This is a genomic window from Duganella rhizosphaerae, assembly GCF_040364205.1.
Lineage (GTDB): Bacteria > Pseudomonadota > Gammaproteobacteria > Burkholderiales > Burkholderiaceae_D > Rugamonas > Rugamonas rhizosphaerae.
The window spans coordinates 20737-37822 of sequence record NZ_BPWK01000013.1 but is presented as its reverse complement, the minus strand read 5'-3'; the positions used below and the strand labels follow the sequence as shown (position 1 = coordinate 37822).

Below are 17086 nucleotides of genomic sequence, written 5' to 3'. Positions count from 1 at the left end.
TCCTCAATCAAAAACGGGGCACAGGTTTCAACCTTTGCCCCGTTCTCAGTCGCGGACCCGTTGCCGGGATCGCGCGTCCAAATCAATGCGTATTAAGCAGCGATTTTTGCTTTCACAGCGTTGACAATCGCAGCGAACGCTGGCTTGTCCATCACTGCCATATCGGCCAGGACTTTACGGTCCAGTTCGATCGAAGCTTTCTTCAGACCATTCATGAAGACGCTGTACGTCACGCCATGCTCACGGGAAGCGGCGTTGATACGAGCGATCCACAGACGGCGGAAGACGCGCTTCTTGTTACGACGGTCGCGGTAAGCGTATTGGCCAGCGCGCATAACTGCTTGCTTGGCAACACGGTATACCTTGCTGCGACGACCGCGGTAACCCTTGGCCATGTTTAATACTTTTTTATGACGGGCACGAGCTGTAACCCCACGTTTTACTCTAGGCATAGTAACTCCTTAGTTGTGAGATTAAGCGGTTGGCATCATGCGCATGACGGACTTCACGTCAGACGCATCAACGTTCGTGATACCGCGCAGTTGGCGCTTCGATTTGGTGGTCTTCTTGGTCAGAATGTGGCGCTTGAAAGCGTGACCACTCTTAACAGTACCACCTGGACGCACGCGAAAACGTTTTTTCGCGGAGCTTTTGGTTTTCATTTTTGGCATAGCAATCTACCCTTTGGGGTAGCTCCATATCAAACAGGATTGCAGGTGGCGACACTACGTCACACTTAGATGCCTGCTTTCACTTGTTTTTGCAGCAGATGCGAGTCCACTACATTACAACAGCCGGCAATTATAGACCAGATGCTGCAATTCTGCACTAGAAATTGAAAAGGGCGCCGCATGGCGCCCTTCTACCCCGGCGAGGCGGGGTCTGACCCCGTACGGGGTCAGACCCCAAAATCGAAACGGCGAACCCGTTCGGGACCGTTACGGGGTTACTTCTTTTTCTTAGGCGAAAGGACCATGATCATCTGGCGGCCTTCCATCTTCGGGAACTGCTCGACCTGGCCGTACGGCTCCAGATCGGCCTTCAGGCGTTCCAGCATACGGAAGCCAATATCCTGGTGCGCCATTTCACGACCGCGGAAACGCAGCGTGATCTTGGTTTTGTCGCCTTCATCGAGGAACTTGATGAGGTTGCGCAGCTTGATATTGTAGTCGCCGTCATCGGTGCCCGGACGGAACTTGACTTCCTTCACGGCGATGATTTTCTGCTTCAATTTCGCTTCGTGAGCCTTTTTCTGCTCCGAATACTTGAATTTGCCGTAGTCCATCAAACGGCACACTGGTGGGACCGCGGTAGGCGCGATCTCGACCAGGTCGACGTTTGCTTCTTCCGCCAGGCGGAAGGCTTCGGCCAAAGTCACGATACCGAGAGCCTCGTTATCGACCCCACTTAAACGCATTTCAGGGGCAGTGATTTCGCCATTGATGCGATGCGACTTGTCAGTAGCTATGGTGATTCCTTTTAAAATCTAATGAAGAACTGTGCGATCAGGCTTTGTTGGCGACGTCTTGCTGAAGTCGCTCGATCAGGGCATCGATGGACATGACGCCCAAATCGACATTGCCCCGTGCCCGCACAGCCACGGTATTGGCATCCCGCTCTTTATCGCCGACTACAAGAATGTAGGGCAGTTTTTGGACGGAATGTTCGCGTATTTTATAGGTTATTTTCTCGTTGCGCAAATCGGTCTGCACGCGGAACCCGCTACGGCGCAGCTTTTCAGCCACTTGCGCCACATATTCGGCCTGCGCATCGGAGATGTTCAACACCGATACCTGCACCGGCGCCAGCCACGCCGGCAAGGCGCCCGCGTAGTTCTCGATCAGGATGCCGATGAAGCGCTCCATCGAACCGACGATCGCACGGTGCAGCATGACCGGCACCTGACGGCTGTTGTCGGCCGCCACGTACTCGGCGCCCAGGCGCTCCGGCATGAAGAAGTCGACCTGCATCGTGCCGACCTGCCATGGACGGCCCAGCGAATCCTTCAGGTGGTACTCGATCTTCGGGCCGTAGAACGCGCCCTCGCCCGGCAATTCGGTCCAGCTCACGCCGCAGGCGCGCAGGCCCGAACGCAGCGCGTCCTCGGCCTCGTCCCACACTTCATCGGTGCCGATGCGGTTGTCCGGACGCAGCGCCAGCTTGACTTCGATGTTGTTGAAGTCGAAGTCCTTGTAGACTTCCATCGCTTGCGTGTGGAAAGCCACCACTTCCGGCTCGATCTGCTCTTCGGTGCAGAAGATATGGCCGTCGTCCTGGGTAAAGCCGCGCACGCGCATGATGCCGTGCAGCGCGCCCGAAGGCTCGTTGCGGTGGCACTGGCCGAACTCGCCGTAGCGCAGCGGCAGGTCGCGGTACGAACGCATATTGCTGTTGAAGATCTGCACGTGCCCCGGGCAGTTCATCGGCTTCAGCGCGTAGGAGCGGTTTTCCGACTCCGTCACGAACATGTTTTCGCGGTAGTTGTCCCAGTGGCCGGTCTTGCCCCACAGGCTGGAGTCCAGGATCTGCGGCGCCTTCACTTCCTGGTAGCCGTTGACCTGGTACTTGTTGCGCATGTATTGCTCAACCTGCTGCCAGATGGTCCAGCCCTTCGGATGCCAGAACACCAGGCCCGGCGCCTCGTCCTGGAAGTGGAAGAAGTCCAGCTGCTTGCCCAGCTTGCGGTGGTCGCGCTTTTCCGCCTCTTCCAGCTGGAACAGGTACTGCTCCTGGTCTTCCTTCTTGACCCAGGCGGTGCCGTAGACACGCTGCAGCATTTCGTTCTTGCTGTCGCCGCGCCAGTAGGCGCCGGCCAGCTTCATCAGCTTGAATACTTTCAGCTTGCCGGTCGACGGCACGTGCGGGCCGCGGCACAGGTCGGTGAAGCTGCCTTCGGTGTACAGCGACACGTCCTGGTCGGCGGGAATCGACGAGATGATCTCGGCCTTGTAGGCTTCGCCGATGGACTTGAAGTAGGCGACGGCTTCGTCGCGCGGCAGCACCTTGCGGGTGACCGGCTCGTCCTTCTTGGCCAGCTCGGCCATTTTCTTTTCGATGGCGACCAGATCGTCAGGCGTGAACGGACGCTTGTACGAGAAGTCGTAGTAGAAACCGTTTTCGATGACCGGGCCGATGGTCACTTGCGCATCGGGGAACAGCTCCTTGACGGCGTAGGCCAGCAAGTGGGCGGTCGAGTGGCGGATCACGTCCAGGCCTTCAGGGTCTTTGTCGGTGATGATGGCCAGATCGGCATCTTTCTCGATCAGGAAAGAGGTATCCACCACTTTGCCATCGACCTTACCGGCCAGTGCGGCCTTGCCCAGGCTGGTAGCGATGCTGGACGCCACTTGTGCAACGGTGACTGGGCCGTCGAATTCACGGGCAGAACCATCAGGAAGGCGAACTGAAAGCATAACGATCTCCATTTCGGCGCAGGCGCCAGGTAGTGGTAAAAAACTGTTGAAACACGAATAATAAAAATGCGGACGAAAAAAAAACGCGGGCTAGCCGCGTTTTCTCTTTTTTTGAGCAAAAGAATCCCAATCGACTAGCGTCACTCCCAAAGCTTGGTAGTAGTTCGCGGTGTCATAACCGGATTGCCTTTCTCGCTCTTACATGTTCTGGTGGGCGGTGCAGAATTCGAATCTGCGACCCCTTGGATGTCGACCAAGTATTCTAACCAGCTGAACTAACCGCCCGGGGGTACTGCTCTGTACTGCTATTTTACTGCGCTTTTACTACTGTGCTACGTAATCTGGTGGGCGGTGCAGAATTCGAATCTGCGACCCCTTGGATGTCGACCAAGTATTCTAACCAGCTGAACTAACCGCCCGAAGACCAGCATTATAGAGAGCGATTCGGAGAAAAACAAGGGCATAAATCGGAAACATTTACAAAATGCACTATGAGGACGCGATGCGCGAGTCATCGACATCCTTTAAACTATGGCGGTTCCCACCACAACAAGCAGCCCATGCAAGCCGAAACCCGCACCAACACTAGCGTAGAGCTGCCTCCCTCCCCTTCCGCCCACCTGCACGAACACCGCGACGGCGATGCCGAACATGCCCACTTCAATGTGCACCGCAGCCCATCCGTGCTGGCGTGGTCGCTGCTATTGACGCTGGGATTCGCCGTGGTCGAGGTCGTTACCGGCTTCATGTCCAACTCGCTGGCGCTGATTTCCGACGCCGGCCACATGGTCACCGACGCCGCCGCGCTGGGTCTGGCGCTGCTGGCGCAGCTGATCGCCAAGCGGCCGCCGTCGGCACGGCACTCGTTCGGTTTCGGCCGCGCCGAGGCGCTGGCGGCTTTCGTCAACAGCCTGGTGCTGTTGTTGCTGGTCGGCTGGATCGTGTTTGAAGCGGCGCAGCGCTTCTCCAAACCGGAGCAGGTGCAAGGCGGCACCGTGTTCATCGTCGCCGCCATCGGCCTGCTGATCAATGTGGTGCTGGCTTACATGCTGTCGCGCGGCGACAGCAATATGAATACGCGCGCCGCGCTGGTCAATGTGATCGGCGATTTATTGGGTTCGGTGGCCGCGCTGATCGCCGGCGCCGTCATCTACTACACCGGCTGGATGCAGATCGATCCGCTGCTGTCGATCTTCGTCGCGCTGCTGATTTTGAAATCCACCATCGACGTGCTGCGCGAGTCCTATCACTGCCTGATGGGCGGCGTGCCGGAGCAGATCGACTATCTGCAAGTCGGCGCCGACCTGGGAAAAATCGATGGCGTCCGCTCGGTGCACGACCTGCACGTCTGGGACATGTCGCCCGGCCATCCGGCACTGATCGGCCACGTGGAAATCACCGACCTGGCCCGCTGGCCCGATATCCTGCAAGCCATCAAGGCCATGCTGCTGGAAAAGCACGGCATCGACCACATCACGCTGCAAGCGGAAGTCGAAACCCAGCCCAAATAAAGGAGCACATCGTGTTTGCAAAAAAAATGTTCCTGACCGCCGCATGCCTGGCCTCCTATGGCGCCTCCGCGCAGCAGGCGCCGCGCCCGGGCTTGTGTGAGCAAGCCCGACGGCGTCATGAACGCGCAGCATTGCATGACAGCCCAGGAAGCCGCGCGCATGGCTGCCGAACAGGAACAACAGAAAGAACACTGCCCGCCCACTATCACGCAACAGGGTGAAGACATCGCTGTCGTGACCATGCAGTGCAAGGAAGCAGACCCGGCGCATCCATCGAAAGTCACGTTCATTTTTACGGCAATAAAGCCTACTCGGTAGAAGCCCCCATGGGCACCATCAGCGCGCGCTGGCTGCGCGACGATTGCGGCAACATCCAATAACTCACCAGACCCATCCACATGCATAATTTTGAAAAACGCCGCGACCGCTACAACGCCTTTGCTTCCTTTGAAAACCCGCTGGTCAACCTGAGCTTTGAGCTGGAGGTGCCGGACTTCCGGCCGTTCTGCAAAGCGCAACAGCTGCCGCCGTTCCACGTGTTCCTGTACTGCGTGCTGAACTCGCTCAAGGAGATCGACAACTTCATGTACCGCATCTACGAAGGCGAAGTCATCAAGATTGACGATTTCATGGCCTCGTACACGGTGCTCAATCAGGACAAGAACGTCAACTTCGCGCGCTTCACGCGCTCGTCCGATCTACAGGAATTCGTTGAACGCAGCGTGGCAGCGAAGCAGTTCGCCGAAGCCAGCGACGTGCTGGTCAACACCACCGAGGCCTTGAGCCCGTTGGAAAAGAAACGCAACATCCACATCACCTGCATGCCGTGGCTGAAGCTGGTGGCGATCGAGCATCCGATCTACCACCACAAGAGCTACGACATCCCATCGGTGGCCTGGGGCCGCTTCAGCGATCCGCGCGGCGACGGCAAACTGATGGTGAACATGTCGGTGCTGGCCCACCATGGTTTCGTCGACGGCTACCACGTGCACCTGCTGGCGCAGGCCATCGCAGCGCGGGTGGCTCACATCATCGGCCAAGACCATCAAGCAAAGCTTGCACGGCGGCCGATGCAAGGCCCGCCTGCGAACTGACGAGGCCAAATTCCCGATACCGGCGCGGCTCCAATTGCATGACGCGCAGGCCGCGCCTGTCTTCCGGCAGCGCGGACTCGGGAATGATGGACAGGCCCAACCCTTCCCTCACCAACACCGCCGCACTACCCAGGTCACGCACCGTGACACGGATATCCGACAGCATCAAGCCCGCCTGCTCGGCCAGGCTCTGTGCGTTGACCGCGCAGCCACCGGTCGCCAGCACGAAAGGCTGACCAGCCAGTTCATCCAGCGTAACGCCCTGCTCGCTTGAGCGCCGCCCCAGCGCATGATGCGACGGCAGCACCGCCACCCATGCATCGCGCCCGATCACGACCGCCTGCCGCTGCGGCGCCGGGTTCAGCACCACGCCCAGCTCTATCGTATCGGCCGCCAGCCACTGTTCGACCTCTTCGTCCGTCCCTTCCAGCGCCACGACCTCGATGCCGGGATGGCGGCGCTTGAAAGCATTCAACAAGGGCGGCAACACCGTAGTCAGCACGGATGGAAAGCTGGCCAGCCGGATGCGCCCCGCATGCAAGCCTTGCGCGGCGTGCGACAGCGAACGGATGGCGTCGAACTGCGCCAGCATCGCGCGCGCATGCCCGACCACCTGCTCGCCGAACGCGGTGACGCCAACTGCGCGTCGATCGCGCACCAGCAACGGCGCCCCCAGCGACGCCTCCATATGAGTGATCGCCTGGCTGGCGCCGGACTGCGTGATGCCGACCTGCTCCGCCGCCCGCGAGATGTTGCCCGCGTCCGCCGCCGCGACCAGCACGCGCCAATGAGATAAATTCATCATTAGAAAATCTGATGTCTGATTTATGAAGCATTAATTTTACAGCCAAGCAGCGGATACCTACAGTGAGACCTCATCGTTTTTATGGAGTTCGACATGAAGCTATATTTCGCACCGCACACCTGCTCGCTCTCGCCGCACATCGTGTTGCAGGAACTGGGGCTGACCTACGAACTGACACGGGTCGACAACCAAACCAAGCTGACCGCCGACGGCAGGGACTTCCGCAGCATCAACCCGAAGGGCTATGTCGCGGCGCTGGAACTGGAGAATGGAGAAGTGCTGACCGAAGGCTCGGCCATCGTGCAATACCTGGCGGACTTGAAGCCGGCGACCGAGCTGGCGCCGCCGCCGGGCAGTTGGCAGCGCGTGCGGCTGCAGGAATGGCTGGGCTTCATCGGCAGCGAGATCCATGCCGGCGCGGCGCCGCTGTTCAACAGCGCCTTGCCGGAAGCAGCAGGCGCCATCTTCCGCGACAAACTGGCAAAGCGCGTGACGCTGCTGGAAACCACGCTGCAACGGCAAGCCTATCTGCTGGGCGACAGGTTCAGCATCGCCGACGCCTACCTGTACACGGTGCTGGGCTGGCTCAAGTTCTTCGACATGGACCTGAACCACTGGCCCGCCGTCGCCGCCTACGAAAGCCGTATCGCCGCCCGCCCGTCGGTGCAGGCGGCGCTACGGGCTGAAGCCGAGGCTCCTTAAGCGCGGCGGGCTTCCTGCACGCCGCTCACTTCGGCGATGGCGTTCAGCGCTTTCTGCAGCTGCGCGGTGGCGCCGATCTCCGCCGTGAAGGTCATGCGCGCAAAGCCCTTGGCGCTTTGCGTGTTGACGCCGATGACGTTGATCTTTTCGCGCGAGAAGATCTCGGAAATGTCGCGCAGCAGGCCCTGGCGGTCGCCCGCCAGGATGAAGATATCGACCGGGTAGACGGTGTCCGAGACCGCCCGCCCCCACTCCGTGACGATCACCCGCTCCGGCGCCTTGGCGCGCATCTCGGCGAAGTTCTTGCACGTGGTGCGGTGGATCGACACGCCCTTGCCGCGCGTGACGAAGCCGACGATGCCGTCCGGCGGCGCCGGCTTGCAGCACTTGGCCAGCTGCGTCATCAGGCCATCGGTGCCCACCACCAGCACGCCGGACTTGGCGCCCTGGTCGACGCTGGACGCCTTGCTCTTGCCCAGCACCACCGCGTCTTCCGGCTCGGCCGGCTCGCCGGTGTCGTGCAGCGCCTGCTCGACGTGGCGCAGGCTGAATTCATCCTTGCCCACCGACAGGAACAGATCGTCGACCTTGGCGAAGCCCAGCTTGTTGGCCAGCGCCTCCAGGTTGACCGCGGTCTTGCCTTCGCGCTGCAGGGATTTCTCCACCATCGCGCGGCCGTGCGACAGCGTTTCCTGCATGTCGATGGCGTGGAACCAGGCGCGGATCTTCGAGCGCGTGCGCGTGGCCACCGTGTACTCGTCGCTGAGCCAATCGCGCGACGGGCCCGCCGTGCCGGGCGCACCCTTGGCGGTAATGATCTCGCAGGTCTGGCCGTTCTTCAGCGGCGTGTTCAGCGGCACCATGACGCCGTCCACGCGCGCGCCGCGGCAGCGATGGCCGACGTCGCTGTGCAGGTGGTACGCGAAGTCGACCGGCGTGGCGCCGACCGGCAGTTCCAGCACGCGCGCCTGCGGCGTCAGCACGAAGATGCGGTCGTCCAGCGCGGCGGACTTGAGCTTCTCGACCCACTCGCGCTGCTGCTCTTCCTGCCCGACCACCGCGTCGGCGACGTCAGTCTTCCAGGCCAGCAGCTGGCGCAGCCAGGCGATCTTTTCATCGTACTTCTGGCCGGCGAAGTTGGAGCCGCCCTCCTCCTTGTAGCGCCAGTGCGCCGCCACGCCGTACTCGGCGAAGCTGTGCATTTCCTGCGTGCGGATCTGCACTTCCAGCGGCCGGCCGTCTTCCGCCGTCACCACCGTGTGCAGCGACTGGTAGCCGTTCGATTTCGGCCGCGAGATGTAGTCGTCGAATTCCTTCGGGATCGGGGTCCAGATGTTGTGCACCACGCCCAGCACCGTGTAGCAGGTCTTGACGTCGGCCACGATCACGCGGAAGGCGCGCACATCGTACAGGTCGGTGAAGTCCAGCTCCTTGCCCTTCATCTTGCTCCAGATGGAGTAGATGTGCTTGGGCCGGCCGAACACTTCGGCCTGGATGCCGGCCGCCGCCATTTCCGATTGCAGACGCTCGATCGCCGAGGTGACGAAGCCTTCGCGCATCATGCGCTTCTCTTCCAGCATCTTGGCGATGCGCTTGTACGCTTCCGGCTCGATGAAGCGGAACGACAGGTCCTCCAGCTCCCACTTGAGCTGCCAGATCCCCAGCCGGTTGGCCAGCGGCGCGTACAGGTCCAGCGTTTCGCGACCGTAGGCGCAGGTCATGTCGTTGAACAGCTTGATGTCGGCGAAGTAGCGCAAGGTCGTCACGCAGGACGCCAGGCGCACCAGCACCACCCGCATGTCGGAGGCCATCGCCAGCAGCATCTTGCGCAGCGTTTCAACCTGCGCCACCGCCATCTGCGCGGCGTTGCGGCCGCGCGCGACGGTACCTTGCGGCCCCTGGGTCTGCGTCAGTTCGCGCAGCCGTATCAGCTGGCGCACGCCGGCCACCAGGTCGCTGACCTCCTGGCCGAAACGCGGTTCGATGATGGGCGCTTGCGCGGTGTCGAGCAAGGTCAGCTCGAACATCAGGCCGGCGATGCGGGTCTCGACGTCTGTGCGCATGAAGGCCAGCGTGCCGGCCACGCCGACCGCGAAGTCGATCGCCGGCTGGCCGCTGGCGCACAGCTTGTCGCCATAGGCGCCGCTGGCGAAGTCCAGCGCCGACAGCATGCGGGCGCTGTCGTCGGGCGTCAGGCCCTGGACCAGCTGCTCCGACGTTGCGCTCGTGAGCGCGGTGATGGAAACCATGGTGCCCCTAGCGCTGTGCGGCGACGACGATGATTTCTACCCGCCATGCCGGATCGGCCAGCTTGGCTTCCACGGTGGCGCGCGGCGGCGTGTGGCCGCTCGGCACCCAGGCGTCCCACTCTTCGTTCATGCCGGCGAAGTCCGCCAGGTCGGCGATGTAGATGGTGGTGCTGAGGATGCAGGTTTTGTCGCTGCCGGCTTCGGCCAGCAGGCGGTCGATATGACCCAGCACTTCGCGGGTCTGGCCCTGGATGTCCAGCGTCTTGTCGTCGGCGATTTGGCCCGCCAGATACACGGTGCCGTTGTGGATGGCCACTTCGGACAAGCGTTTGCCTACATGCAGTCGTTTGATTTCCATACTCTTCTTCTCTACTCTACTTGAATTTAGCCCAACAGGAATTGCTTGACGATCGCGATCTGGTCGTCGTGGAAAAAGGTCGGTGCGTGGCCGACGCCCGCGATTTCCACCAGCGTGGCCCTGGGGCCGCGCTGGGTCATCAGCGCCGCCGTCTCCGCCGACAGCAGGTCCGACTCGGCGCCGCGCACCAGCAAGGTCGGGCAGCGGATCGCATCGTAGGCGGACCACAGCAGCGCTTCATCGGCCGCGGCCGATTCCGGCGTGGCGGAGCGGAACGGCAGGGCCAGCCCCATATCGTAATGGCGCACCCACTTGCCGTCCTTGTCCTGGCGCAGTACGTCGCTCGCCAGTTTATGCCATTCCTCCTCGGTGTGCTGGCCGAAGGTCAGCGAGACATCGCGGATGAACTTGGCCGCTTCGGCGAAGGTGTCGAAACGCAGGTCCTGGCCGATGTAGTCGCCGATGCGCTGCAAGGCCATCGGCGCCAGCACCGGGCCGATGTCGTTGAGGATCAATTTGCGAACCGGGTTGTCCGGCAACGAGGCCAGGCCCAGGCCGATCAGGCCGCCCATCGAGGTGCCGAACCAGTCGACCTGCTGTTGTTCGCCGTCAGGCAGCACGCGCGCCAGCAAGGTGACAATGTCGCTAACATATTGCGGAACGCGGTACAGCTGCGGGTTCTTCAGCCAGCCCGAGCGGCCGCGGCCGACGATGTCCGGGCAGATCACGCGGTAGTCGTTGGCCAGCGCGCGCGCCATGTTGTCGAAGTCGTCGCCGACGCGCGTCACGCCGTGCACGCACAGCAGCACATTGGGGTTGCTCTCGTCGCCCCATTCCTTGTACGACATGCGGTGCAAACCAGCCAGAGACAGACATTGAACAGACTTTATTTTTGCTTCGAACATGCGACTTCCTTGGTGGTTTTTATAGTGATTTGTGCAATGCTGTTTAGAAATACCATTTTACCGGGCGTTGCGCTTAAAATCCTACCGAAGTGTAGCGCAGCACCACTTTAATCTCCAACCCTCCAGAGGACACTATGGCAAACAAGACTTTGAGCGGTAAAACAGCGCTGGTGACAGGTTCCACGTCCGGCATCGGCCTGGGCATCGCCCGCACCTTGGCGGCGGAAGGCGCCAACGTGCTGTTGAACGGTTTCGGCGACGTCGCCGAAATCGCCCAGCTGCAAACCGACCTGGCCAGGGAATTCGGCGTGCAGGTGGCGTACCACAATGCCGACATGTCCAAGCCGGCCGAGATCGAGAACATGATCGCCTTCGCCGGCGACAAGTTCGGCGGCATCGATGTGCTGGTCAACAACGCCGGCATCCAGCATGTGGCCAATGTCGAAGACTTCCCGGTCGAGAAATGGGACGCCATCATCGCCATCAACCTGACCTCGGCCTTCCACACTTCGCGCCTGGTGCTGCCGCGCATGCGCGCCAACAACTGGGGCCGCATCATCAACCTGGCGTCCACCCACGGGCTGGTGGCGTCGGCCGGCAAGTCGGCCTATGTCGCCGCCAAGCACGGCCTGCTCGGCCTGACCAAGGCCAGCGCGCTCGAGACCGCCACCACCGGCGTCACCGTCAACGCGATCTGCCCCGGCTTCGTGCTGACGCCGCTGGTGCAAAAGCAGGTCGACGCCCGCGCCGCCAAGGACGGCATCAGCAACGAGGACGCCAAGCGGGCGCTGCTGGCCGACAAGCAGCCGTCCGGCGAGTTCGTCACGCCCGAGGAGCTGGGCGCGCTGGCGGTGTTCCTGTGCAGCGACGCGGCGAAACAGGTACGGGGCGTCGCATGGAACATGGACGGCGGCTGGGTGGCCCAATAAGTCTTACATAAGGGATATCACTGTTGTGAATGCGGTTAACCACAATAGTGATGTCTCTTATTTTGACGGATGATGACTTCCTCACCAGAACGCGAGGAGACCCCGTGAAAAAGCCGTTTTATAAAATTCTATACGTGCAGGTGTTGTTCGCCATCGCCTGCGGCATCCTGTTAGGCATCTTCTACCCATCCGACGCGGTCAGCATGAAACCGCTCGGCGACGGCTTCATCAAGCTGATCAAGATGATCATCGCACCGGTGATTTTCTGCACCGTGGTCTCCGGCATCGCCGGCATGCAGGACATCAAGAAGATCGGTCGCGTCGGCGGCAAGGCGCTGTTGTATTTCGAGGTAATCTCCACCTTCGCGCTGGTGATCGGCCTGTTCGTGGCCAACATCATCCGCCCCGGCGCCGGCTTCAACGCCGACCCGGCCACGCTGGACACCAAGTCCATCGCCGAATTCACGGAAAAAGCCAAGCACCAGTCGACCATCGACTTCGTGATGAACATCATCCCGAACACCGTGGTGGACGCCTTCGCCAAGGGCGACATCCTGCAAGTGCTGCTGATCGCCATCCTGTTCGGCTTCGCGCTGTCGCTGCTGGGTGAGCGCGGCAAGCCGGTCACCAAGCTGATCGACGACCTGTCGTCCGCCATCTTCGGCGTGGTCGGCATCGTCATGAAAGCCGCGCCGGTCGGCGCCTTCGGCGCGATGGCCTTCACCATCGGCAAATACGGCATCGCTTCGCTGAAACCGCTGGCGACGCTGATGGGCTGTTTCTATCTGACCTGCTTCCTGTTCGTGGTGGTGGTGCTGGGCACCGTGGCGCGCCTGACCGGCTTCTCGATCTTCAAGTTCATCAATTACATCAAGGAAGAACTGTTGATCGTGCTGGGCACCAGCTCGTCGGAAAGCGCGCTGCCTTCGCTGATGACCAAGCTGGAGCGCCTGGGCTGTTCCAAATCCGTGGTGGGCCTGGTGGTCCCGACCGGCTACTCGTTCAACCTGGACGGGACCAACATCTACATGACCATGGCCGCGCTGTTCGTGGCGCAGGCCACCAACACCGACCTGACCTTGACGCAGGAACTGACCATCCTCGGCGTGGCGATGCTGACCTCCAAGGGCGCGTCCGGCATTACCGGCGCCGGCTTCATCACACTGGCGGCGACGCTGGCCGTGGTGCCGACCATCCCGGTGGCCGGCATGGCGCTGATCCTGGGCATCGACCGCTTCATGAGCGAATGCCGCGCGCTGACCAACTTCGTCGGCAACGGCGTCGCCTCGGTGGTCGTATCGCACTGGGAAAAAGAGTTGAACCACGACACGCTGCACAAGGAGCTGAACAATCCGGGCTCCACCGTGACCGACCCCGACCTGCAACCGCTGACCCGCCACGCGCACTGATCAACCTTTGCCCCGGCCACGCCCCGCACGCTGCATGACGGCCTGCGGGGCGTTTTTCATATATATTCGGGAAATGACAAGCACATCCTTCCGCATCACTGCCGCCACGCTGCTGTGCCTGGCGAGCGGCGTCGGCAGCGCCGCCGAACCGGCGCCCAAGGTCGACGCCATCTACCTGGCCGCGCGCCACATCGGCTATACAGGCAAACTGGTCGACGCCAAGCGCATCGACGACCGCGACGGCGAACACCTGCTGGTGCTGAGCCGCAAGGCCGGCCGCTCGCAGATGGAAAATTCCGACCGCGACGACGACTACATCGAACTGGCGGCCGCCTACTATGGCCGCAACGACGGCCGCTGGCTGGTCGAGTGGACGGTGCGCGACCATGTCGACTGCCCCATCCTGGACCACTACGCCGATTTCGTGCTCTCCGCCATCCGCATCAGCGACCTGAACCACGACGGCCGCAGCGAAGTCACCATACCGTATAAACTGTTTTGCAGCGGCGGTGTCGACTACTCCACCGTCAAGGTGATCCTGCGCGAGGGCGCCACCAAGCTGGCGATACGGGGGGAGCTGGAATTCCATGACAACGCGCCCGCGCTGGAAGGCAAGCGCCAGTACGACCCGGCCCTGCTGCAACCGGCCAACGCCGCCTACAAGAAGCACCTCGACGCCGTCTGGAAAGCGCTGGTCCGGCAGCGCGATTGACGCATAAAAAAAGGCACGCCGCAGCGTGCCTTGATTGGGTCCCGGATCCGCTTACACGGCCGAGGTATCGAGCTCGACGCCAGTGGCGGCCTGGATCTGCTCCTTGGTGACGCCAGGCGCCAGCTCGGTCAGCTTCAAGCCCTTAGGGGTCACTTCCATCACGCCCAGGTCGGTGACGATCAGGTCGACCACGCCGACGCCGGTCAACGGCAGGTCGCATTTCTTCAGCAGCTTGTGCGAAGTCGAGCCATCCTTGGCGGTGGCGACATGCTCCATCAGCACCACCACCCGCTTGACGCCGGCCACCAGGTCCATGGCGCCGCCCATACCCTTGACCATTTTGCCCGGTATCATCCAGTTGGCCAGGTCGCCCTGCTCCGACACCTGCATCGCGCCCAGGATCGCCAGGTTGATCTTGCCGCCGCGGATCATGCCGAAGGAGTCGGCCGAGCTGAAGTAGGCCGCGCCCGGCAGCGCCGTCACGGTCTGCTTGCCTGCGTTGATCAGGTCGGCGTCGACTTCATCGTCGGTCGGGAACGGGCCGATGCCCAGCAAGCCGTTTTCCGATTGCAGGAACACTTCCATGCCCGCCGGCACGTAGTTCGCCACCAGGGTCGGCAAGCCGATGCCGAGGTTGACGTAGTAACCGTCCTGCAATTCCTTCGCCGCGCGCGCGGCCATTTCGTCACGAGTCCATGCCATAGTAATCTCCGATGTTCTTAGTTTGCGCGCACGGTGCGCTGCTCGATGCGTTTTTCCGGCGTGGCGTTGACCACGATGCGGTGCACGAAGATGCTCGGCAGGTGCACGGCGTCCGGGTCGATCTCGCCAATTTCCACCAGCTGCTCGACTTCGACGATGGTGACCTTGCCGGCCATCGCGGCGTTCGGGTTGAAGTTGCGCGCGGTCTTGCGGAACACCAGGTTGCCGGCCTTGTCGGCCTTCCAGGCCTTGACCAGCGCCACGTCGGCCACCAGGCTGCGTTCCATCACGTACTGCTCGCCGTCGAATTCGCGGATTTCCTTGCCGTCGGCGACGATGGTGCCGACGCCGGTCTTGGTGAAGAAGGCCGGGATGCCGGCGCCGCCGGCGCGCAGCTTCTCGGCCAGCGTGCCCTGCGGCGTGAATTCCAGTTCCAGCTCGCCGGCCAGGTACTGGCGCGCGAACTCTTTGTTTTCACCCACGTAGGAGGCGATCATCTTCTTGATCTGGCGGGTTTCCAGCAGCTGGCCGAGGCCGAAGCCGTCGACGCCGGCGTTGTTGGAGATCGCGGTCAGGCCGGTGACGCCGGAATCGCGCAGCGCGGCGATCAGCGCCTCGGGGATGCCGCACAGGCCGAAGCCGCCGACCGCAATGGTTTGCCCGTCTTGTACGACGCCGGCCAGCGCTGCGGCGGCGTCAGGATAGATTTTATTCATGGGTGTCCCTTTATAGTGTGTTGCTGAATCCGTTGCTAACATTATTAAATGCACTAGCGACGAGGCGTCTCAGCATAGAATACGCAAATCAAAAGCACAATACCGTAGAACTACCTGCCGCCCCCACACATGAACACTGCCCCGGTCATCGATTACGAATCCATTTTCCTGCACGCGCCGGTCGGCATGTGCATTTCGGAGAACCGCGTCATCCAGTCCTGCAACGAGGCGCTGGCCTCGATGTTCGGCTATGCGCGCGGACAGCTGCAAGGCCAGTCCTTCATGGTGCTATACCCGACCATGGACGAGTTCCTGCGCACCGGCGACCGCATCATCCCCATCATGAACGCCAAGGGCCGCTATTCGGACGAGCGCATCATGCGCCGCGCCGACGGCGAACTGTTCTGGTGCCACGTCACCGGCCATTCGATGAAGGCGTCCGAACCGCTGGGGCCGGGCATCTGGACCTTCGAGGACGTCAGCGAAAAACGCCCGGTGACGGCGGAGCTGACCCCGCGCGAGCGGGAAATCGCCGCGCTGCTGGTCGAAGGCAAGACCAGCAAGACCATCGCCCGCCAGATCGACCTGAGCCCGCGCACGGTGGAAATGCACCGCGCCAAGCTGATGCGCAAATTCTCGGCCGCCACCTCGTCGGAGCTGGTCCACAAGCTGGTCGGCCTCCAATTATAGATAGGCAGCCCTTCAACGTGGACATGGCTAGGCGCAGCGACGAAGACAGTGCGCTAGCACGGCAAGGCGCTGCAACGACGCCATGGCCGCGTTTAAGGGCTGCTACATCGCGGTCATGCCGTCGTCGGCGGAGATAATCGCGCCGTTGATGAAGTTGGAATCCTCGCCGGCCAGCAGCAACAGCAGGCCGTCCAGGTCTTCCGGCTTGCCCGGGCGCTTGCGCGGCAGCATCTCGATCAGTTTCTGGCCCTGCTCGCTGGCGAAGTATTCCTCGTTGATCTCGGTCTCGATATAGCCGGGGCAGATGGCGTTGGTGTTGATGCCGTACTTGCCCCACTCCACCGCCATGGCCTTGGTCATCTGCACCACGCCGGCCTTGCTCATGCAATACACGCCGATCTGCGGCATCACCCGCAAGCCCGCCACCGAAGCGATGTTGATGATGCGGTGCTTCTTGCTGGGGTCGCCCTTGGCGCGCGCGATCATGCGCTTGGCGGTCTGCTGGGCCACGAAGAAGGCGCCGCGCAGATTGGTGTCCATGACAAAGGAATAGTCCTCCGGCGTGACGTCGACCAGCCGCTGGGTGGTCGACACGCCCGAGTTGTTGACCAGGATGTCGATCGGCCCGGCCTCGGTCTCGGCATGCGCGATGGCCGACTTGATGCTGGCGAAATCGGTCACGTCCAGGCTGACCACATGGGCGGCGCCGCCGTCGGCCTCGATTTCGGCGCGCAGCTCCTTCAGCCGCTCGGTGCGGCGCGAGGCCAGCACCACCTGGGCGCCGGCCTGGGCCAGCACTTTGGCAAACCGGGCTCCGAGACCGCTGGAGGCGCCGGTGATCAGCGCAATTTTTCCCTCAAAGTTGACTTCTATGCCCACGAGCTACTCCTA

Annotated in this window: 19 protein-coding genes and 2 tRNA genes; 8 read left to right on the top strand and 13 right to left on the bottom strand. The window is 61.8% G+C overall.

Annotation, left to right across the window (positions count from 1 at the left end; translation table 11 throughout):
* Positions 1-92: 92 nt before the first annotated feature.
* From rplT to RUGAMON1_RS23800, 6 genes are all read right to left on the bottom strand, one after another.
* Positions 93-452, bottom strand: coding sequence for a 50S ribosomal protein L20 (gene rplT / locus RUGAMON1_RS23825; protein ID WP_026334467.1), 360 nt, complete (start codon positions 450-452; stop codon positions 93-95).
* A 21-nt stretch (positions 453-473) separates the two neighbouring features.
* The gene (rpmI, locus tag RUGAMON1_RS23820; protein WP_081632420.1) at positions 474-671 is read right to left on the bottom strand and encodes a 50S ribosomal protein L35; all 198 of its coding nucleotides are present in this window, start codon (positions 669-671) and stop codon (positions 474-476) included.
* A 275-nt stretch (positions 672-946) separates the two neighbouring features.
* Positions 947-1486 carry a translation initiation factor IF-3 gene (infC, locus tag RUGAMON1_RS23815; RefSeq protein WP_081632419.1) on the bottom strand — a complete coding sequence of 180 codons (540 nt, stop codon included), beginning with the start codon at positions 1484-1486 and terminating at the stop codon, positions 947-949.
* Positions 1487-1505: 19 nt separating this feature from the next.
* Positions 1506-3413 (bottom strand): threonine--tRNA ligase, encoded by a 1908-nt coding sequence (thrS, locus tag RUGAMON1_RS23810; RefSeq protein ID WP_445232854.1) that lies wholly within the window; start codon positions 3411-3413, stop codon positions 1506-1508.
* A 208-nt stretch (positions 3414-3621) separates the two neighbouring features.
* Positions 3622-3698: transfer RNA gene (locus RUGAMON1_RS23805), tRNA-Val, on the bottom strand.
* 57 nt (positions 3699-3755) lie between these two features.
* A tRNA-Val gene (locus tag RUGAMON1_RS23800) sits at positions 3756-3832 on the bottom strand.
* 141 nt (positions 3833-3973) lie between these two features.
* On the opposite strand from RUGAMON1_RS23800, the gene RUGAMON1_RS23795 reads away from it, so the two are divergent.
* From RUGAMON1_RS23795 to RUGAMON1_RS23785, 3 genes are all read left to right on the top strand, one after another.
* Positions 3974-4924, top strand: coding sequence for a cation diffusion facilitator family transporter (locus RUGAMON1_RS23795; RefSeq protein WP_445232853.1), 951 nt, complete (start codon positions 3974-3976; stop codon positions 4922-4924).
* Between the two features lie 96 nt (positions 4925-5020).
* The gene (locus RUGAMON1_RS23790; protein ID WP_445232852.1) at positions 5021-5242 is read left to right on the top strand and encodes a hypothetical protein; all 222 of its coding nucleotides are present in this window, start codon (positions 5021-5023) and stop codon (positions 5240-5242) included.
* An 80-nt stretch (positions 5243-5322) separates the two neighbouring features.
* Positions 5323-6018 carry a CatA-like O-acetyltransferase gene (locus RUGAMON1_RS23785; RefSeq protein ID WP_445232851.1) on the top strand — a complete coding sequence of 232 codons (696 nt, stop codon included), beginning with the start codon at positions 5323-5325 and terminating at the stop codon, positions 6016-6018.
* Here the strand turns inward: RUGAMON1_RS23785 and RUGAMON1_RS23780 are convergent.
* Positions 5954-6823, bottom strand: a complete 870-nt coding sequence (locus RUGAMON1_RS23780; RefSeq protein WP_445232850.1) for a LysR family transcriptional regulator — start codon at positions 6821-6823, stop codon at positions 5954-5956. The two genes, RUGAMON1_RS23785 and RUGAMON1_RS23780, sit on opposite strands and share 65 nt — an antisense overlap.
* Before the next feature lie 93 nt (positions 6824-6916).
* Here RUGAMON1_RS23780 and gstA point away from each other — a divergent pair, with 93 nt between their 5' ends.
* On the top strand, positions 6917-7525 hold the full coding sequence (gstA, locus tag RUGAMON1_RS23775; protein ID WP_445232849.1) for a glutathione transferase GstA: 609 nt from the start codon (positions 6917-6919) through the stop codon (positions 7523-7525).
* Here gstA and RUGAMON1_RS23770 read toward each other — a convergent pair.
* From RUGAMON1_RS23770 to RUGAMON1_RS23760, 3 genes are read right to left on the bottom strand one after another with little or no spacing between them, the layout of a single operon-like run.
* Entirely contained in the window at positions 7522-9774 is a 2253-nt protein-coding gene (locus RUGAMON1_RS23770) for a RelA/SpoT family protein (RefSeq protein ID WP_445232848.1), read from the bottom strand. The genes gstA and RUGAMON1_RS23770 overlap by 4 nt on opposite strands.
* Before the next feature lie 7 nt (positions 9775-9781).
* A complete protein-coding gene (locus tag RUGAMON1_RS23765; protein WP_445232847.1) occupies positions 9782-10132 on the bottom strand; it encodes a RidA family protein in 351 nt (116 codons plus the stop codon).
* A 26-nt stretch (positions 10133-10158) separates the two neighbouring features.
* Positions 10159-11037, bottom strand: coding sequence for an alpha/beta fold hydrolase (locus tag RUGAMON1_RS23760; RefSeq protein WP_445232846.1), 879 nt, complete (start codon positions 11035-11037; stop codon positions 10159-10161).
* A gap of 134 nt (positions 11038-11171) precedes the next feature.
* On the opposite strand from RUGAMON1_RS23760, the gene RUGAMON1_RS23755 reads away from it, so the two are divergent.
* From RUGAMON1_RS23755 to RUGAMON1_RS23745, 3 genes are all read left to right on the top strand, one after another.
* Positions 11172-11966, top strand: a complete 795-nt coding sequence (locus RUGAMON1_RS23755) for a 3-hydroxybutyrate dehydrogenase (RefSeq protein WP_445232845.1) — start codon at positions 11172-11174, stop codon at positions 11964-11966.
* 50 nt (positions 11967-12016) lie between these two features.
* The gene (locus RUGAMON1_RS23750; RefSeq protein ID WP_445232844.1) at positions 12017-13375 is read left to right on the top strand and encodes a dicarboxylate/amino acid:cation symporter; all 1359 of its coding nucleotides are present in this window, start codon (positions 12017-12019) and stop codon (positions 13373-13375) included.
* A gap of 73 nt (positions 13376-13448) precedes the next feature.
* Positions 13449-14087 (top strand): M949_RS01915 family surface polysaccharide biosynthesis protein, encoded by a 639-nt coding sequence (locus tag RUGAMON1_RS23745; RefSeq protein ID WP_445232843.1) that lies wholly within the window; start codon positions 13449-13451, stop codon positions 14085-14087.
* A 51-nt stretch (positions 14088-14138) separates the two neighbouring features.
* Here RUGAMON1_RS23745 and RUGAMON1_RS23740 read toward each other — a convergent pair whose 3' ends face one another.
* Both RUGAMON1_RS23740 and RUGAMON1_RS23735 read right to left on the bottom strand, forming a co-directional pair.
* Positions 14139-14789, bottom strand: a complete 651-nt coding sequence (locus tag RUGAMON1_RS23740; RefSeq protein WP_445232842.1) for a CoA transferase subunit B — start codon at positions 14787-14789, stop codon at positions 14139-14141.
* 17 nt (positions 14790-14806) lie between these two features.
* Positions 14807-15505, bottom strand: coding sequence for a CoA transferase subunit A (locus tag RUGAMON1_RS23735; RefSeq protein ID WP_445232841.1), 699 nt, complete (start codon positions 15503-15505; stop codon positions 14807-14809).
* 129 nt (positions 15506-15634) lie between these two features.
* Here RUGAMON1_RS23735 and RUGAMON1_RS23730 point away from each other — a divergent pair, with 129 nt between their 5' ends.
* On the top strand, positions 15635-16195 hold the full coding sequence (locus RUGAMON1_RS23730) for a LuxR C-terminal-related transcriptional regulator (protein ID WP_445232840.1): 561 nt from the start codon (positions 15635-15637) through the stop codon (positions 16193-16195).
* Positions 16196-16297: 102 nt separating this feature from the next.
* Here the strand turns inward: RUGAMON1_RS23730 and RUGAMON1_RS23725 are convergent, their stop codons facing one another.
* Positions 16298-17074, bottom strand: coding sequence for an SDR family oxidoreductase (locus RUGAMON1_RS23725; protein WP_445232839.1), 777 nt, complete (start codon positions 17072-17074; stop codon positions 16298-16300).
* Positions 17075-17086 lie beyond the last annotated feature (12 nt).

Excerpts from the sequence above, each read along its gene's own strand:
- rplT (WP_026334467.1), bottom strand. The coding sequence starts at position 452 with ATGCCTAGAGTAAAACGTGGGGTTACAGCTCGTGCCCGTCATAAAAAA.
- rpmI (WP_081632420.1), bottom strand. The coding sequence starts at position 671 with ATGCCAAAAATGAAAACCAAAAGCTCCGCGAAAAAACGTTTTCGCGTG.
- thrS (WP_445232854.1), bottom strand. The coding sequence starts at position 3,413 with ATGCTTTCAGTTCGCCTTCCTGATGGTTCTGCCCGTGAATTCGACGGC.
- RUGAMON1_RS23795 (WP_445232853.1), top strand. The coding sequence starts at position 3,974 with ATGCAAGCCGAAACCCGCACCAACACTAGCGTAGAGCTGCCTCCCTCC.
- RUGAMON1_RS23785 (WP_445232851.1), top strand. The coding sequence starts at position 5,323 with ATGCATAATTTTGAAAAACGCCGCGACCGCTACAACGCCTTTGCTTCC.
- RUGAMON1_RS23780 (WP_445232850.1), bottom strand. The coding sequence starts at position 6,823 with ATGATGAATTTATCTCATTGGCGCGTGCTGGTCGCGGCGGCGGACGCG.
- gstA (WP_445232849.1), top strand. The coding sequence starts at position 6,917 with ATGAAGCTATATTTCGCACCGCACACCTGCTCGCTCTCGCCGCACATC.
- RUGAMON1_RS23770 (WP_445232848.1), bottom strand. The coding sequence starts at position 9,774 with ATGGTTTCCATCACCGCGCTCACGAGCGCAACGTCGGAGCAGCTGGTC.
- RUGAMON1_RS23765 (WP_445232847.1), bottom strand. The coding sequence starts at position 10,132 with ATGGAAATCAAACGACTGCATGTAGGCAAACGCTTGTCCGAAGTGGCC.
- RUGAMON1_RS23760 (WP_445232846.1), bottom strand. The coding sequence starts at position 11,037 with ATGTTCGAAGCAAAAATAAAGTCTGTTCAATGTCTGTCTCTGGCTGGT.
- RUGAMON1_RS23755 (WP_445232845.1), top strand. The coding sequence starts at position 11,172 with ATGGCAAACAAGACTTTGAGCGGTAAAACAGCGCTGGTGACAGGTTCC.
- RUGAMON1_RS23750 (WP_445232844.1), top strand. The coding sequence starts at position 12,017 with ATGTCTCTTATTTTGACGGATGATGACTTCCTCACCAGAACGCGAGGA.
- RUGAMON1_RS23745 (WP_445232843.1), top strand. The coding sequence starts at position 13,449 with ATGACAAGCACATCCTTCCGCATCACTGCCGCCACGCTGCTGTGCCTG.
- RUGAMON1_RS23740 (WP_445232842.1), bottom strand. The coding sequence starts at position 14,789 with ATGGCATGGACTCGTGACGAAATGGCCGCGCGCGCGGCGAAGGAATTG.
- RUGAMON1_RS23735 (WP_445232841.1), bottom strand. The coding sequence starts at position 15,505 with ATGAATAAAATCTATCCTGACGCCGCCGCAGCGCTGGCCGGCGTCGTA.
- RUGAMON1_RS23730 (WP_445232840.1), top strand. The coding sequence starts at position 15,635 with ATGAACACTGCCCCGGTCATCGATTACGAATCCATTTTCCTGCACGCG.